At 69.5% G+C, this 15,780-nt stretch carries 13 protein-coding genes; 8 read left to right on the top strand and 5 right to left on the bottom strand.

Annotation, left to right across the window (positions count from 1 at the left end):
* Positions 1-19: 19 nt before the first annotated feature.
* On the top strand, positions 20-3,760 hold the full coding sequence (locus TSO352_RS29155) for a DUF3971 domain-containing protein (protein ID WP_109110543.1): 3,741 nt from the start codon (positions 20-22) through the stop codon (positions 3,758-3,760).
* A gap of 454 nt (positions 3,761-4,214) precedes the next feature.
* A complete protein-coding gene (locus TSO352_RS29150; protein WP_109110542.1) occupies positions 4,215-4,508 on the top strand; it encodes a hypothetical protein in 294 nt (97 codons plus the stop codon).
* Between the two features lie 115 nt (positions 4,509-4,623).
* Here TSO352_RS29150 and tyrS read toward each other — a convergent pair whose 3' ends face one another.
* Positions 4,624-5,880, bottom strand: a complete 1,257-nt coding sequence (gene tyrS / locus TSO352_RS29145; protein ID WP_109110541.1) for a tyrosine--tRNA ligase — start codon at positions 5,878-5,880, stop codon at positions 4,624-4,626.
* Between the two features lie 410 nt (positions 5,881-6,290).
* Between tyrS and bfr (TSO352_RS29140) the strand changes: the two genes are divergently transcribed.
* The 3 genes from bfr (TSO352_RS29140) (at position 6,291) to TSO352_RS29130 (ending at position 8,365) form a co-directional block, all read left to right on the top strand.
* Positions 6,291-6,773: a bacterioferritin gene (gene bfr / locus TSO352_RS29140; protein ID WP_109110540.1), complete on the top strand. Its 483-nt coding sequence runs from the start codon at positions 6,291-6,293 to the stop codon at positions 6,771-6,773.
* 10 nt (positions 6,774-6,783) lie between these two features.
* Positions 6,784-7,263 carry a bacterioferritin gene (bfr, locus tag TSO352_RS29135; RefSeq protein WP_109110539.1) on the top strand — a complete coding sequence of 160 codons (480 nt, stop codon included), beginning with the start codon at positions 6,784-6,786 and terminating at the stop codon, positions 7,261-7,263.
* Positions 7,264-7,441: 178 nt separating this feature from the next.
* Complete coding sequence (locus tag TSO352_RS29130; protein WP_109110538.1) at positions 7,442-8,365, top strand: AraC family transcriptional regulator; 924 nt, start codon at positions 7,442-7,444, stop codon at positions 8,363-8,365.
* A gap of 154 nt (positions 8,366-8,519) precedes the next feature.
* Here the strand turns inward: TSO352_RS29130 and parA are convergent, their stop codons facing one another.
* Positions 8,520-9,164, bottom strand: coding sequence for a ParA family partition ATPase (gene parA / locus TSO352_RS29125; RefSeq protein ID WP_109110537.1), 645 nt, complete (start codon positions 9,162-9,164; stop codon positions 8,520-8,522).
* Positions 9,165-9,278: 114 nt separating this feature from the next.
* On the opposite strand from parA, the gene TSO352_RS29120 reads away from it, so the two are divergent.
* The 3 genes from TSO352_RS29120 to leuC all read left to right on the top strand — a co-directional run bounded on the left by TSO352_RS29120 (position 9,279) and on the right by leuC (position 13,344).
* Positions 9,279-10,274, top strand: a complete 996-nt coding sequence (locus tag TSO352_RS29120; protein WP_109110536.1) for an L-threonylcarbamoyladenylate synthase — start codon at positions 9,279-9,281, stop codon at positions 10,272-10,274.
* 104 nt (positions 10,275-10,378) lie between these two features.
* The gene (locus TSO352_RS29115; RefSeq protein WP_109110535.1) at positions 10,379-11,797 is read left to right on the top strand and encodes an FAD-binding oxidoreductase; all 1,419 of its coding nucleotides are present in this window, start codon (positions 10,379-10,381) and stop codon (positions 11,795-11,797) included.
* Between the two features lie 140 nt (positions 11,798-11,937).
* Positions 11,938-13,344, top strand: a complete 1,407-nt coding sequence (gene leuC / locus TSO352_RS29110; RefSeq protein ID WP_109110534.1) for a 3-isopropylmalate dehydratase large subunit — start codon at positions 11,938-11,940, stop codon at positions 13,342-13,344.
* Positions 13,345-13,407: 63 nt separating this feature from the next.
* Here leuC and TSO352_RS29105 read toward each other — a convergent pair whose 3' ends face one another.
* From TSO352_RS29105 to TSO352_RS29095, 3 genes are all read right to left on the bottom strand, one after another.
* Positions 13,408-13,746 carry an EF-hand domain-containing protein gene (locus TSO352_RS29105; RefSeq protein ID WP_109110533.1) on the bottom strand — a complete coding sequence of 113 codons (339 nt, stop codon included), beginning with the start codon at positions 13,744-13,746 and terminating at the stop codon, positions 13,408-13,410.
* 237 nt (positions 13,747-13,983) lie between these two features.
* Complete coding sequence (locus TSO352_RS29100) at positions 13,984-14,337, bottom strand: zinc ribbon domain-containing protein YjdM (RefSeq protein ID WP_109110532.1); 354 nt, start codon at positions 14,335-14,337, stop codon at positions 13,984-13,986.
* A gap of 89 nt (positions 14,338-14,426) precedes the next feature.
* Entirely contained in the window at positions 14,427-15,740 is a 1,314-nt protein-coding gene (locus tag TSO352_RS29095; protein WP_109110531.1) for a branched-chain amino acid ABC transporter permease, read from the bottom strand.
* Positions 15,741-15,780 lie beyond the last annotated feature (40 nt).

The raw sequence follows: 15,780 nt of genomic DNA, 5'->3' as shown, positions 1-15,780 counted from the left end.
CCCCGCACCGGGGTGCCGCATGATCCGCCGGACCGCGAAAGCTCTCGCCGTAACGCTGACCGGCGTGGCGGCGGTGGCGCTGGCGGCCGGCGGGCTGTTCGCGTGGCGGCTGTCGCAGGGACCGATCGCGCTCGACCCGCTGATCCCCTACGTCGAGCGCGCGCTGGGCGATCCCGACGGGCGATTCCGCGTCGACGTCGGCGAGCTGGTGCTGTCGCTGGAGGCCGAGGATGCCACCAACGGCGGGGAAACCGGTGGCGCGCGCCGGCTCGACCTGCGGGCACGGCGGGTGCAGGCGCTGAACGCCGACGGCGCCGAGCTGGGTGCCGTGCCGGAAATGGGCATCGGCTTCTCGATCCCGGCGCTGTTCCGCGGCACCCTGTCGCCGACCCGGCTCGATCTGGTGCGGCCGCGCCTGACCGTGCTGCGTCGCGCCGACGGCCGGCTGGCGTTCGACGTCCGGTCCGGCACACGGAGTGAAAACGCGGACGCCGCCGCATCGACCGATGACGCCAGCCGCCCCGACCTGCTGGACGAGGCGCTGACCAGCCTGCGCAACCCGCCGGACATCGACCGGCCGCTGGGGCTGCTGCGCCGGCTGTCGGTGGTCGGCGCCGACCTGACGGTCGAGAACCGCATGCTCGACCTTTCCTGGCACGCCACGCGCGCCGACATCGTGCTGACCCGCGACGCCCAGGGCGCCCAGGCGCAGGCGCGGCTGACGCTCGATCTCGACCAGGGCGGCGCGGTTCCCCGGGCGCCGGCCGTGACGGTCGCGGCGGTCGGCCACTACAACAACGCCGACGCCACCACCGACCTGTCGCTGTCGGTCGACGGGCTGGAGCCGGCGGCGCTGGCGGCGATCGGCCCGGCGCTGGCGCCGCTGGCGGCGGTGAAGCTGCCGGTCAGCGGCACGGTCGGCGCCCGGCTCGACCCGCGCTTCGAACCGTCGCGCATCGACCTCGACCTGCGCGGCGGCGCCGGCACGCTCGAGCTGCCCGCCCTGCGGCCGGAGCCGGTCGCCGTGCTCGGCGTCGGCCTGCGCGGCAGCCTGGATGTGCCGGCGCGGCGGGCACGGATCGACGCGCTGTCGCTGCGGGCCATGGTGCCCGGAGGGGCCCCCGGCGGCGGCGAACCGCTCGCCCTCAGCGCCAAGGGCGATCTCGGCGAGACCGACGATGGCCGCCGCGGCCAGGCCAGCCTGTCGCTGACCGCGGGCGGGCACACCGCCGGCCTCGACCTGACGGCGGAGCAGCGGAGCGACGGCGGCGGCCGGGCGACGGCGCGGCTGACCGGCTTCACCCCCGCCGCGGTCGCCGGTCTGGCCCCGGCGCTGGCGCCGCTCGCCGCCGCGGCGTTGCCGCTGTCGGGCACGGCCGAAGTCGCCTTCGACCCGACGCTGCGCCCGACCGCCGGCAGCGCCGACCTGACCGCCGGCAGCGGCCTGCTGCACAGCCCCGCCCTGTTCGACGCGCCGCTGGCGATCGCGTCCGGCAGTCTGCGCCTGCATGGCGGCGGCGACCGCGTCGACCTCGACGGGCTCAGCCTCGTGCTCGGTGATGGCAGCGGCCCGCAACCGCGCATCGAGGCCGGCGCGACCGCGCAGCGCCGGGATGGCCGGGTGGCGGTGGAGGCGCGGGCGACCGCGCGCGGCGTGCCGCTGGACGACCTGCACCGCTACTGGCCCAAGGTCGCCAGCCCGAACGCGCGGGACTGGGTGACCCAGAACCTGTCGCACGGCACGGTGACGGAGGCGCGGGCGGAGGCGGCGCTGTCGCTGCCGCTCGACGCCCCGGCCGCGCTGGAGCTGTCGCGCTTCGACGCCTCCATGGCCGGCGAGGACATCGCCGTGCGCTATTTCCACGACCTGACGCCGGTGACCGGCGCGGCGATGGAGGCGACGACCGACGGCAAGACCTTCAGCATCCAGACCAAGGGCGGCCGGGTCGGCGACATCGAGGTCGGCGACGGCAAGGTGCTGATCGGCGGGCTGGACATCGGCAAGGAGACGATGGACATCCGCGTGCCGGTCCAGGGGCCGGTGCGCTCCATCCTGACCTTAATCGACATGCCGCCGCTGGGCTACCCGTCCAAGCTGGAGCTGGACCCAAAGCGCACCCAGGGCACGGCGGAGGCGCAGTTGCACTTCGCCTTCCCGCTGCTCGCCGATCTGAAGATCGAGGATCTGAACCTCGACGTCACCGGCAAGCTGCACAAGGTCGGGGTGGAGAAGGTGGCGGCCGGGCTGAACGCCACCGACGGCGAACTGTCGTTGGCGCTCGACCTCAAGGCGATGACGATCAAGGGCGCCACCAAGCTGGACGGCATTCCCGTCGCCCTGGAGTGGAAGGAGGCCTTCGACAGCGCGGCCAAGGGCCCGCGCACCCGCATCGCGGTGAAGGGCGACGCCACCGCCGACGACCTGCGCAGCCATGGCATCGACCTGGAGGACCGGGTGCAGGGGCCGTTCGGCGCCGACGTCCTGTTCACCGTCGACCGCGCCCACAAGCTGGCGCTGACCGCGGCGCTGAACCTGGAGAAGACCCGGCTGTCGATCGAGGAGCTGGGCTGGACCAAGCCGCCGGGCAGGCCGGGCACCGGCAAGCTGACGCTGGAGTTCGACAAGGACCGCCCGACCCGCGTCAGCAACCTGACCGTCGACGCCGGCGGGCTGCGCAGCGTCACCAACCTGGAACTGGCCGACGGCGGCAAGCGGGTGGCGCGGGTGCAGACACCGTCGCTGAAGGTCGGGCAGACCGACCTGCGCGCCGACCTGACCGTCCTGCCGCCGGCCACGCCGGGCGGTCCGCCGGGTGGCTACGCCGGCACCGTCTCCGGCGCCAGCCTGGACGTCCGCGCCCTGATGGCCAAGCCGAAGCCCGGCGATCCCCACCCGGCCCCGGCGCCGGCGGGCGACGGCCGCAAGACGCCGCTGGACCTCGCCATCACCTTCGACTCGGTGGTGTTCGGCGAGAACCGGCGGCTGCGGCAGGTGGCGGGAAAGCTGCGGCGCGACACCGCCGCCTGGACCCTGCTGGACGTCACCGGCCGCAGCGGCCCGGCCGGCGACGCGAAGAACGGCGTGTCGATCAGCTGGCGGCCGGGCGCCCAGGGCTTCTACGACCTCGCCATCAACGCCGACGATCTCGGCGCCGCCTTGCAGGCGATGGACCTCAACGACCGTGTGCGCGGCGGCCGGCTGCGCCTGACCGGCCGGTCGGCCCAGGCCCGCGCCGACGCGTCGATCACCGGCAAGGTCGATATCCGCGACTACACGCTGGTCGACGTGCCGGTGCTGGCCCGCCTGCTGAACGCCATCTCGCCATCGGGCTTCGCCGAGCTGCTGGGCGGCGGCAAGGGCGTCAATTTCGGCCACATGTCGGCCGACTTCCGCAAGGAAGGCCGCCTGCTGACGCTGAAGGACCTGCGCACCTCGGGCTCGGCGCTGGGGCTGACGCTGGAGGGCCAGATCGACCTGGAGACCGACACCGCCAACCTCCAGGGCACCATCGTGCCGATCTATGGCCTGAACCGGCTGATCGGCCAGATCCCGCTGTTGGGCGACGCGCTGAGCGGCGGCGAGGGCCAGGGCATCTTTTCGGCCACCTGGCACGTCCAGGGCCCGCTGTCCGACCCCGACGTGTCGGTCAACCCGCTGGCGGTGCTGGCGCCGGGTTTCCTGCGCAACCTGTTCTTCCTGGGCGGCGACGGCACCCCGACCCCCGACACACGGCCGCCGCCGGAGGCGCACACGCGGTGACGTGGGCCGCGAGGCGGACAAGCCCGCAACCCAGCAATGAAAAAATAATAAAATATTGATAATACTACAGTATGCAAACTGGGATTTTGTTACCGAGGGGCGGTTGACCCTCCCCGGCATGCAACTCATGTGTTTGTCGTGGTCAAGCGAACAGCAACGTTTCCTGACCAGCCCATCCAATGCACCCGTACAACAGGCGAGACACGCTTCCAGTGTCGCCTGAGCCGTGCCCGTGCGCAAAAATCCAGTCCAATACTCCTTTTTGAAAGAGGATCACATGTCTGGAACTTGCACCGTCATTCTTCAAAACAATTCCGGCCGAACGCTCGACTCCGTCGTGCTGTGGTACACGGGAAGCATAGTCCCGCCCGCAGAAGCGATTAAGGCCCTCCCCCGAGTCATCGCTGCAAAGGACGTCGCGAACGGCCAGAGTCTGACGGGCACCGCGCAACTGATGACGGATTTCGAGGACTATTGGGTCGGCGGCGTGCTGTTCCAGGGCGACGGGGAGAAATATGTGCTGTGCGATCTTCTCGGCAGCCCCGGCAAGGAATACGAGGTGTCGGACGGCAGCACGATCACCTTCGGCATTGATCCCTACGTCGGTGGGCAGGCAAACCCGTCCAGCGTCACCATCACATACAGCGGCGACGACGGCGGCTCGGCCCACCTGCTGAACAGCACCACCGTGAAGATCATCGAGGTCGGCGAGTTTGTGGCCGACATCCTGTCCGAACTGGCGGAATAACGCTCCGCAAGTCACGCTCACGGACAAGGGAAAAGGGCATCCCCCGGGTGCGGCATGCCGTGGACCGGGAAATGCCCTCGTTCTGGTGTCGAAGCGCGGCTGTGTGGCCGGCGCCTCACCCCACCTTGACCAGCGCGTGGCGCTTCTTGCCGGCGCTGAGCTTCACCACGCCGTCGGCGTTCAGGTCGGCGGCGGTGGCCTTGACCGTCTCGTCGGCGATGGCGCCGTCGTTCAGCTTGGCGCCGCCGCCCTTGATCAGCCGGCGCGCCTCGCCCTTCGACGCGGCGAGGCCGGCCGACACCAGCAGGTCGACCACCGGCAGGCCGGCTTCCAGGTCGGCACGGGCGACCGCGATGCTGGGCAGCCCCTCGGCGGCGGCACCCTCCTCGAAGGCGCGGCGGGCGGTTTCGGCGGCCTCCAGCGCGGCCGCTTCGCCATGGGCGAGCGCGGTCACCGCGTTGGCGAGGATCTTCTTCGCCTCGTTGATCTCGGCGCCCTGCAGGCTTTCCAGCCGGGCGACCTCGTCCAGCGGCAGTTCGGTGTAGAGGCGCAGGAAGCGGCCGACGTCGGCGTCCTCGGTGTTGCGCCAATACTGCCAGAAATCATAGCTGCTGAGCTTGTCGGCGGTCAGCCAGATGGCGCCGGCCGCGGTCTTGCCCATCTTGGCGCCGGACGCGGTGGTCAGCAGCGGCGTGGTCAGGCCGAACAGCTCCGCCCCATCGGTGCGGCGGCCCAGCTCGACGCCGTTGACGATGTTGCCCCACTGGTCCGACCCGCCCATCTGCAGGCTGCAGCCCAGACGCCGCTTCAGCTCCACGAAATCGTAGGCCTGGAGGATCATGTAGTTGAATTCCAGAAAGGTCAGCGGCTGCTCACGCTCCAGCCGCAGCTTGACCGATTCGAAGCTCAGCATGCGGTTGATGGTGAAATGCCGGCCGATGTCGCGCAGCAGCGGGATGTATTTCAGCTCGTCCAGCCAGTCGCCGTTGTTGACCATCACCGCGTCGGTCGGGCCGTCGCCGAAGGTCAGGTAGCGGCCGAAGATGCGCTTGATGCCCGCCATGTTGCTGGCGATGACCGCGTCGGTCAGCAGTTGCCGCGCCTCGTCCTTGCCGGACGGGTCGCCGATCTTGGTGGTGCCGCCGCCCATCAGGACGACCGGCTTGTGGCCGGTCTTCTGCAGCCAGCGCAGCATCATGATCGGCAGCAGGCTGCCGACATGCAGGCTGTCGGCCGTGCAGTCGAAGCCGATATAAGCGACGATCGGCCCCTTCCGCGCCCGCTCGTCCAGCGTGGCGAGGTCGGTGCACTGGTGGATGAATCCGCGCTCCTGAAGCGTGCGCAGGAAATCCGAGGAGGGAGTCGTCGTCATGGCGGCCGCAATCCGGCTATCGTTGAGAGCAAAGGGCGAAGAAAACAGAGGCGTCTGTTAGCACGGAACGCCGACCGCCTCAATCCACGGGGTCGATCGAACGATGGTCGTTCCCGGCGCCGGCGCCGGCCCGCGCCGGTTGGCCTGACGCTCCATTCAGTCATGCCGCGCCCACGCGAAGAGAATTCCCACATTCCGGCGCGGGAGATTTCCGGTATTGGCGGCCAATGCTACTGACTGTGATTCTCAATTGCTGTAAAGCGTCTGCCTCTATTTTGAACAGCCGACAGACTCCGCCGGGATTGATAGTCATTATCAATAGTTTTAGTCGCTTCGGAGGAATTTTTTATTGTCCGAGTCCTGCCCCTGTGACATTGTGCCCTCCAATGAACTGTTTCGGAGCGCCGATCATGCAAGGGGATCAAGGAGTCCTGGACCGCCTCAACACGCTGCTGACCGGCGAATTGAGCGCGGCCGACCAATATCTGGCCCATTCGCGGGCGATGGAGGACATGGGGCTGAAGGCCCTGTACGAACGCATCGCGCATGAGCGGATGGAAGAGCTGGAGCACGCCGACAAGCTGATCCGCCGCATCCTGTTCCTGGAAGGCACGCCGAACGTCGCCAGCCGCGACCCGCTGCGCATCGGCAAGACCGTGCCGGAGATGCTGCGCAACGACCTGACGCTGGAATACGAGGTCGTGGCCGCGCTGAAGGAAGCCATCGCCTACTGCGAGCAGGTGCACGACTACGACACCCGCCGCATCCTGGTCGAACTCCTGTTCGACACCGAGGAAGACCACGCCCACTGGCTGGAGCAGCAGCTTCGCCTGATCGACCTCCTCGGCCTGCAGAATTACCTGCAATCGGCCATGGGCAGTATTTCGAACTGAGGAGACGATCATGAAGGGCAACAGCGACGTCATCCTCCAGCTTCAGATCGTCCTCAAGGACCAGCTCACGCTGATCAACCAGTATTTCCTGCATGCCCGCATGCTGAAGAACTGGGGCCTGAAGGCGCTCGGCAAGTGGGAATACCACGCCTCGATCGAGGTGATGAAAAGCGCCGACGAGGTGATCGAGCGCATCCTGTTCATCGAGGCGATCCCCAACCTGCAGGACCTCGGCAAGCTGCGCATCGGCGAGGACGTGCCGGAGATCCTGAGCAGCGACCTGGGCGCCGAGCGCGAGGCCCGCGACCGCATCGCCGCCGCCATCACGGTGTGCGAGCAGAAGGCGGACTACGTGTCGCGCGACGAGCTCAGCGAACTGCTGGAGGAATCGGAGGAGCGCATCGACTTCTTCGAAACCCAGCTCAGCCTGATCAACGACATCGGTCTGGCGAACTACCTGCAGTCGGCGATGGGCGAGATTAAGGACTGATCCTGCCCGTTCGGATCGGCCGGAAGGCGATCGACCAGAAAGCCCGGCGCCCATGCGGACGCTGGGCTTTTTCGTACCGGCGCCCCACATGATGAGCAATTTCGGTCAGGCGCCCGCCAGCCGCGACGGGTAGCCTTGGCGGTGCGGCGACAGGAACGCAACGGCAGGGAGAGCAGCGGTGAAACCCCGATCGACGCGACCGACCGGCCGGCCACCGGGGCAGGCCCGCTCGCTCCCCCGGCTGCTGCGGGTGCTGCGGCACATCGACGGCCATCTCGACGACGACCTCGATCTCGACCGGCTGAGCGGGGTCGCCGCCTTCTCCAAGCACCATTTCCACCGCCGCTTCGCCGCGCTGTTCGGCATCACCGTCCACCGCTACGTTCAACTGATGCGGCTGAAGCGGGCGTCCTACCGCCTCGCCTTCCGCGACAGCCCGGTCCTGGAGATCGCGCTCGACTGCGGCTACGAGGGGCCGGAGGCCTTCGCGCGGGCGTTCCGCCGGCATCTCGGCCAGTCGCCGAGCGGCTTCCGGCAACGGCCGCGCTGGACATCGTGGCAGGACGCCCTCCAACCGCTGGCCAGGATCAGGACCACCCACATGCCCACCGACGTTCCGGCCGACGCCGTCACCATCGTGACGGTCCCGGCAACCCGCGTCGCCGTGCTGGAACACCGCGGCGACCCCGCCACCATCGGCGACAGCCTGCGGCGCTTCATCGCCTGGCGCAAGGCGGCCGGGCTGCCGCCGCGCCTCAGCGCGACCTTCAACCTCTTCCACGACGATCCGGCCACCACGCCGCCCAACGCCTTCCGGCTGGGCCTCGGCGCCGCCATCGGCGAGGACGCCGATCCGGCGCGGCTCGGTCTGGCGGAGGCCGGCCTGGTGGTTGCCGTGATCCCGGCCGGCCGCTGCGCCCGGCTGCGCCACACCGGTACCCAGGAGGGCCTTGCCCGCGCCGCCGACCAGCTCTGCCGGGTGTGGTTCCCACAGAGCGGGGAAACGCGGCGGGACTTCCCGCTCTACGCCCAGCGCATCGCCTTCTTCCCCGACGTGCCGGAGCACGAGGCGATCACCGACCTGTTCCTGCCGCTGGCCTAGGCTTTATACTGACGGCTTTTGATGGTGACTCATCAAAAGCCGCCGCCTCAATCGCCGGCGCGGGCGTCCGCCCGCTTCGCTTCGCGGGCATGGGCCCGCGGGGCCGCCGTCGCGGCCCTCCAGCGGCGCCGGCCAATGACCGGTGCCGCCGCCATTACGACCGCGCCAGGATCTCCTCGGCCAGCGCCTGCATCTCCACCGCCGCCTGGGACTTGCGCGCGGCCTCGGTCACCGACAGGCCGGTCATCAGGGTGCCGGCGTAGGCGGTGCGGTTGCCGACCTGGGCGGTGGCCAGCTCGACCGCCGGCGGGGCGACCAGCTCATGCACCTTGGCGATCAGCTCGTCGGCGATGCGGGCGCGCGGCGGCACGCGGTTCAGCACCAGCAGCAGCCGGCGCTTTTCCTGGGCGGCGAGGTCGATGGTCGGGTGGACCGCCCACAGGTCCATCGGGCTCGGCTGCACCGGGGCGACCACCAGCGTGGCGGCGCGGACGGCGATGCGCGCTTCGGTCTGGGCGTGCGGCGGGCTGTCGATCACCACGATGTCGTGGCTGCGCGTCAGCTTCTCCACCTCGGCCTGGGTGCGCCAGCCGTTGATCTGGACATGGGTGAAGCCGGGGTTGCCCTGCGTCGCCTCGTTCCGGACGGCGTGCCAGCGGGTCAGGCTGCCCTGCGGGTCGATGTCGACGGTGGCGACGCGGTGCCCCAACTGCGCCCAGGCGATGGCGAGATGGGCGGCCAGCGTGGTCTTGCCGGCGCCGCCCTTCTGCTGCGCCACGGTGAAGACCTTGCCCGTCATGCCCGCACCCATCATGTTGTCGTTGGCGATTTGCGCATCCCCTCATAACCTTCGGCATGGCACCGGTGCAACCGCGCGAATTGACACTTGTTCCGCAGGCTCTAGAAAGACGCCGTGACCGACCATTCCGCACCCGATACCGGTGAGAAGCGCCCGGCGCTGATCCCGACCACCCCCGCCGGCATCGCCCGCGCGGGCGAGCTGCTGCGCGCCGGCCGTCTGGTCGCCTTCCCGACCGAGACGGTCTATGGGCTGGGCGCCGACGCCACCGACGACCGCGCGGTGGCCGCCATCTTCGCCGCCAAGGGCCGGCCGCAGTTCAACCCGCTGATCGCCCACGTCCCCGATCTGGCCACCGCGCAGTCCTGGGGTCGCTTCGACGACCGTGCCTTTGAACTGGCGCAGCAGTTCTGGCCCGGCCCGCTGACCATGGTGCTGCCGCGCCCGGCGAACTCCGCCCTGTCGCTGCTGGTCAGCGCCGGGCTGGACAGCATCGCCATCCGCGTGCCTGGCCACCCCATCGCCCAGGCGATCCTGCGCGCCGCCGGGACGCCGATCGCCGCGCCCAGCGCCAACCGTTCCGGCGCCGTCAGCCCGACCACGCCGCAGCATGTGCTGGAAAGCCTGGGCGACCGCGTCGACGCCATCGTCACCGGCGGCAAGTGCCCGGTCGGGCTGGAGTCCACCGTCATCGACCTGACCGGGCCGGAGGCGGTGCTGCTGCGCCCCGGCGCCGTGCTGCCCGACGAGATGGAGCGGCTGATCGGCCCGATCCGCCTGTCGGCCGGCGACCCGACCGCGCCGAAATCGCCGGGCCAGCTGGAAAGCCACTACGCCCCCAGCGCCGCCGTGCGGCTGAACGCCACGTCGGCCGAGGCGGACGAGGCGTTCCTGACCTTCGGCCCCGACCGCTTCGTCTTCGGCGGCACGACGCGGCTGAACCTGAGCCTGGAAGGCGACCTGAACGAGGCCGCCGCCAACCTGTTCGCCCACCTGCGCCAGCTCGACCACAGCGGCGCCACGCGCATCGCGGTGATGCCAATCCCGGAGGTCGGGCTGGGCCTGGCGATCAACGACCGCCTGCGCCGGGCGGCGGCGCCGCGGGGATAAACCACCGCGCGACGGCTGCCCTGCGCAACAGGTGCATGGAAATGGGGGCCGCGAGATTGTAGAAGTGTCGCGCTTGCACGACACCATCCGCCGGACCCCGCGCCATGACCAACATCGCCGCCGCTCTCGACCAGATCCGCGCCATCGTCGGCCCGTCCGGCATCCTGACCGACGCCGCCGACATGGCGCCCTACCTGTCGGAATGGCGCGGGCGCTTCAAGGGCAACAGCCCGGCGGTCGTCCGCCCGGCCAACACCGAGGAAGTCGCGGCCGTCGTCAAAATCTGCGCCGCGGCCGGCATCCCGATCGTGCCGCAGGGCGGCAACACCAGCCTCGTCGGCGGCTCGATCCCCTACGAGGAAGGGCGCGAGATCGTGCTCAGCCTGTCGCGCATGAACCGCATCCGCGACGTCGACACGCTGAACTACACCATGACGGTGGACGCCGGCGTCGTGCTGACCGCCGTCCAGGACGCCGCCGCCGAGGCCGACCGGCTGTTCCCGTTGAGCCTGGGGGCGGAGGGCACGGCGCAGATCGGCGGCCTGATCTCCACCAACGCCGGCGGCATCAACGTGCTGCGCTACGGCAACACCCGCGATCTGGTGCTGGGGCTCGAGGTCGTGCTGGCCGACGGCCGCGTCTGGGACGGCATGCGCCGGCTGCGCAAGAACAACACCGGCTACGACCTGAAGGACCTGTTCATCGGGGCGGAGGGCACGCTCGGCATCGTCACCGCCGCGGTGCTGAAGCTGTTCCCGCGGCCGCGCCAGTCGGTCACCGCCTTCGTCGCCGTGCCCAGCCCGGCCGCCGCGATCGAGCTGCTGGCCCGGCTGCGCTCCGCCTCGGGCGACGCCGTGTCGGCCTTCGAGCTGATGTCGCGCCGCTGCCTGGAGTTCGCGCTGAAGCACGTCGCCGGCACCATCGACCCGCTGTCGGAGCCGTCGCCCTGGTACGTCCTGACCGAGCTGACCGCCGGCACCAAGTCCGACGCCTTCCAGGAGGCGGTGGAAACCGCGCTGGGCGAGGCGTTCGAGGCGGAGCTGGCGACCGACGCCACGCTGGCCCAGTCGGACGCCCAGTCCAAGCAGCTCTGGTTCATCCGCGAGGCGATCGTCGAGGCGCAGAAGTTCGAGGGCGGCTCGATCAAGAACGACGTCTCCATCCCCGTCTCCCGCGTCGCCGAGTTCATCGAGCGGGCGGAGGCGGCGGTGCTGGCCGCCTGCCCCGGCATCCGCCCGACGCCGTTCGGCCATGTCGGCGACGGCAACATCCACTTCAACCTCAGCCAGCCGGTGGGGGCCGACACCAAGGCCTACCTCGACCGCTGGGACGAGATCTGCCACGTCGTCAACGAGGTGATCTTCGCGCTCGACGGCTCGATCTCCGCCGAGCACGGCGTCGGCCGCTTCAAGAAGGACGAGATGCCGGTCATCAAGGGGCCGGTGGAGTTCGATCTGTTGCGCGCCATCAAGGCGACGCTCGACCCCGACGGCCTGCTGAACCCGGGGAAGATGCTGCCGTAAGGGGTTAGCGGGTCACAAAATTGCGGGGGACAGGCTTGCGGCGACCGATGGAGCGCCATGCTTGTCCCCGGGACGACACAAGGCTATGGTGCGGCCTCCGATTGTTCTGCGCCTGCCGTACTGTGAGAGAGAGTTTTCCGATGTCCAAGCCGCGCACTCTGTTCGACAAGATCTGGGACAGCCACGTCGTGCATCGCCAGGACGACGGCACCTGCATTCTCTACATCGACCGCCATCTGGTCCACGAAGTGACCAGCCCGCAGGCGTTCGAGGGACTGCGCGTCGCCGGCCGCAAGGTGCGGCGTCCGGAAGCCACTCTCGCCGTGCCGGATCACAACGTCCCCACCACCGACCGCTCCAAGGGCATCGTCGAGGAGGAGAGCCGGATCCAGGTGGAGACGCTGGACAAGAACGCCCGCGACTTCGGCGTCCGCTATTTCCCGATGGACGACGTCCGCCAGGGCATCGTCCACATCGTCGGTCCGGAGCAGGGCTTCACCCTGCCGGGCGCGACCATCGTCTGCGGCGACAGCCACACCGCGACCCACGGCGCCTTCGGCGCGCTGGCCTTCGGCATCGGCACGTCGGAGGTCGAGCATGTGCTGGCCACCCAGACCCTGCTGCAGAAGCCGGCCAAGAACATGCTGGTCCGCGTCGACGGCACGCTGAACCCGGGCGTCACCGCCAAGGACATCGTGCTGGCGATCATCGGCAAGATCGGCACCGCCGGCGGCACCGGCTACGTCATCGAGTTCGCCGGCCAGGCGATCCGCGAGCTGTCGATGGAAGGCCGCATGACCGTCTGCAACATGGCGATCGAAGGCGGCGCCCGCGCCGGCCTGATCGCCCCGGACGAGAAGACCTTCGCCTATGTCCAGGGCCGCGCGCTGGCGCCGAAGGCCGGCGCCTTCGAGCAGGCCGTCGCCTACTGGAAGACGCTGCCGTCGGACGAGGGCGCGGTCTACGACGCCACCGTCGTGCTGAACGCCGCCGACATCGCGCCGCAGGTCACCTGGGGCACCAGCCCGGAAGACGTGCTGCCGATCACCGCGACGGTGCCGAACCCGGCCGACATCGCCGACGAGGGCAAGCGCGCCGCCGTCGAGCGCTCGCTGGCCTACATGGGCCTGACCCCCGGCCAGCCGCTGTCGAGCGTCAAGGTCGACACCGTGTTCATCGGTTCCTGCACCAACGGCCGCATCGAAGACCTGCGCGCCGCCGCCGACCTCGCCAAGGGCCGCAAGGTGGCCGAGGGCGTGCGTGCGCTGGTGGTCCCCGGCTCCGGGCTGGTCAAGGAGCAGGCCGAGGAAGAGGGTCTGGACAAGATCTTCGTCGAGGCCGGCTTCGAGTGGCGCGAGCCGGGCTGCTCCATGTGCCTGGCGATGAACGCCGACCGTCTGGCTCCGGGCGAGCGCAGCGCCTCGACCTCCAACCGCAACTTCGAAGGCCGCCAGGGCCGCGGCGGCCGCACCCACCTCGTCAGCCCCGGCATGGCGGTGGCGGCGGCGGTGACCGGCCATCTGGCCGACGTGCGCGATCTGGCCTGATCGAACGGGTCTGCACGGAAAAGCCGGGGGTGGAGATGATCCGCTCCCGGCTTTTCTTTTGCCTCACGGCCGCTTCGACGGAAGTTCGTCGAGCGAAAGAACACCGTCACCGTTGCGGTCGAGTTGCTTGAAGTGGGCCGTCCGCCGTTGCTTGAGGGTTTCGGCCGACTGTTTGGAATTGCCACGCGGTGCGTTCAGGAATTCCTCCAGCGTGACCTTGCCGTCACCATCCGCGTCGAGCGCCTTCATCATCGCCTCATGTCGAGCCGCCCGGTTGGCCGGGCCTTGGCCCTGCGCCATTCCCAGCCCGGCTCCCGGCCCTTGGCCTTGGCCCTGGCCTTGCGCGAAGGCGGCAACGCCGCCCGACATCAGGATCGTTGCGGCCAACACCGCCATCGTCATCGCTTTCATCATTGCCTCCATCGGGGTCTGTGAAGCATCTGTCCGACGTCACAATTAGACACCCGAACCGTAACGGAAGCATGTCGGCAAAAGGTGACAGTGTAACTGTTTGTAACGACAGCCCGCCTGCTCTTCCTATACAGAGGAGTTCGTCGGTGCGTCTTTTTGCCGCAATCTTGGAGCTTCGACGGTGGCTCGAAGGGAATGACTGGGAATTTGACCTTCCCAGTCATGCCGTCAGGCCTTCTTCACGAACTCCGACTTCAGGTCCATCGCGCCGATGCCGTCGATCTTGCAGGCGATGTTGTGGCCGTTGGCGCCGTCGGTCAGGCGGATGCCCTTGACCTTGGTCCCGCCCTTGATGACCAACGACGAGCCCTTGACCTTCAAATCCTTGATGACGGTCACGGTGTCGCCGTCGGCCAGCACGTTGCCGTTGGCGTCCTTCACCACGCCCTCTCCCTCGGTCCCGGCATCGCCCGCGGCGGCCTCCGGGTTCCATTCATGGGCGCATTCCGGGCAGATCCACAGGCTGCCGTCCTGATAGACATGTTCGGAGCCGCACTGCGGGCACTTCAATCCGTCGCTCATCACTGTTCCTCGTCGCGTGGGAGCAACACCCTAGTCGACGCAGGGATTAATAGGAATTGTCCTTTTCCCCGGCGGCTTTTCCCGGCGGTTCAGTCGCCCCGGCCGCGCGGCTGCCCCATCAGGCCCTGCGGGCGGTAGATCAGGAACAGCGCCAGCAGGCCGAAGGCGACGATGTCCTTGTAGGCGATGGCGAAATAGGCCGACCAGAAGGTCTCGACCAGCCCCAGCAGGGCGCCGCCCAGCATCGCCCCCGGCACCGAGCCGATGCCGCCGACCACCGCCGCGGCCAGCGCCTTGAAGCCGATGAGATAGCCGGTGAAGAAGTTCACCCCACCGTAATAGAGCGCGATCACCGCCCCGGCCGCCGCCGCCAGCCCGCCGCCGATGGCGAAGGTCGTCGCCACCGTGCGGTTGACGTCGACCCCGACCAGCTCCGCCGCCGCGACGTCGTCGGTGCAGGCGCGGTGCGCCCGGCCGAACGCCGTTCGCTGCATGATCCCCCACAGCAAGGCGTACAGCCCGCCGGTCAGCATCAGGATCGCCAGTTGCGAGGACAGCGCCGTGACGGTGAAGGCGCCGTCGTTGAACAGCGTGTGGCGATCGGCCAGCACCGGCGCCGGCCACCAGTCGCGGGCGCCGTGCAGCAGCCGCACCCCCTCCTGGTAGGTGACCGACAGCCCGACCGCGACGATCAGCGGCGTGTGGCTGCGCACCCCGCGCAGGCGGCGGAACACCAGCCGGTCCATCGTCCAGCCCTGCACCGCGGTGAAGCCCATCACCAGCAGCACGGCGGCCAGCACCGCCGGCGGCCAGCTCGCCCAGCCGGCCATGCCCAGCCCGGCGGCGGCGATGGCGGTCTGCATGGCGCCCAGCATGGTCAGCTCGCCCAGCGCCAGGTTGATCTGGCCGAGGATGGCGTAGACCAGCGTGTAGCCCAGCGCCAGCAGCCCATAGACGCAGGCGACCGTCGCCGCGTTGACGATCTGCTGCAGCAGGAACAGCAGCGGCGTCCAGCGCGTCGCCGCCGGCCGCGCCACCTCCGCGGCCGGTACGGCAAAGAGATGGGGCGGCTTGATGCGGGCCCATTGCAGCAGCATGGCGAAGCGCATCTCGCGCAGCCAACCGGTGCGGTCGGTGGCCACCGCGGTCAGCGTCCGCCGCCCCTCCTCCATCGCGGTGCCGGCGAAGCGGCAGGCGACCCAGTGGGGCTGGCCGCCGCTGCGGTAGTCGACGCGGACGACGCGCTTGTCCTGCGGATCGGTCCGCGCGGCCACGTCGGTGACCGGATCGGACTCGAAGGCGGGGATCAGCTTGCGGCACAGCGTGTCCTGGTCGGCGTCGACGCCGCACCCGGTGAGCAGCAACAGGAGAGCGGCCAACAGCGGCAGGACGCGGAGGAGCACGGAACCGCCCGGTCAGGAGGGATTGTTCAGCCTACCGACA

The sequence above is a fragment of the Azospirillum sp. TSO35-2 genome (assembly GCF_003116095.1).
In the GTDB taxonomy this organism is placed as follows: Bacteria; Pseudomonadota; Alphaproteobacteria; order Azospirillales; family Azospirillaceae; genus Azospirillum.
Note: the sequence above shows the minus strand (reverse complement) of the source record. Positions and strands in the feature narration are given on the sequence as shown.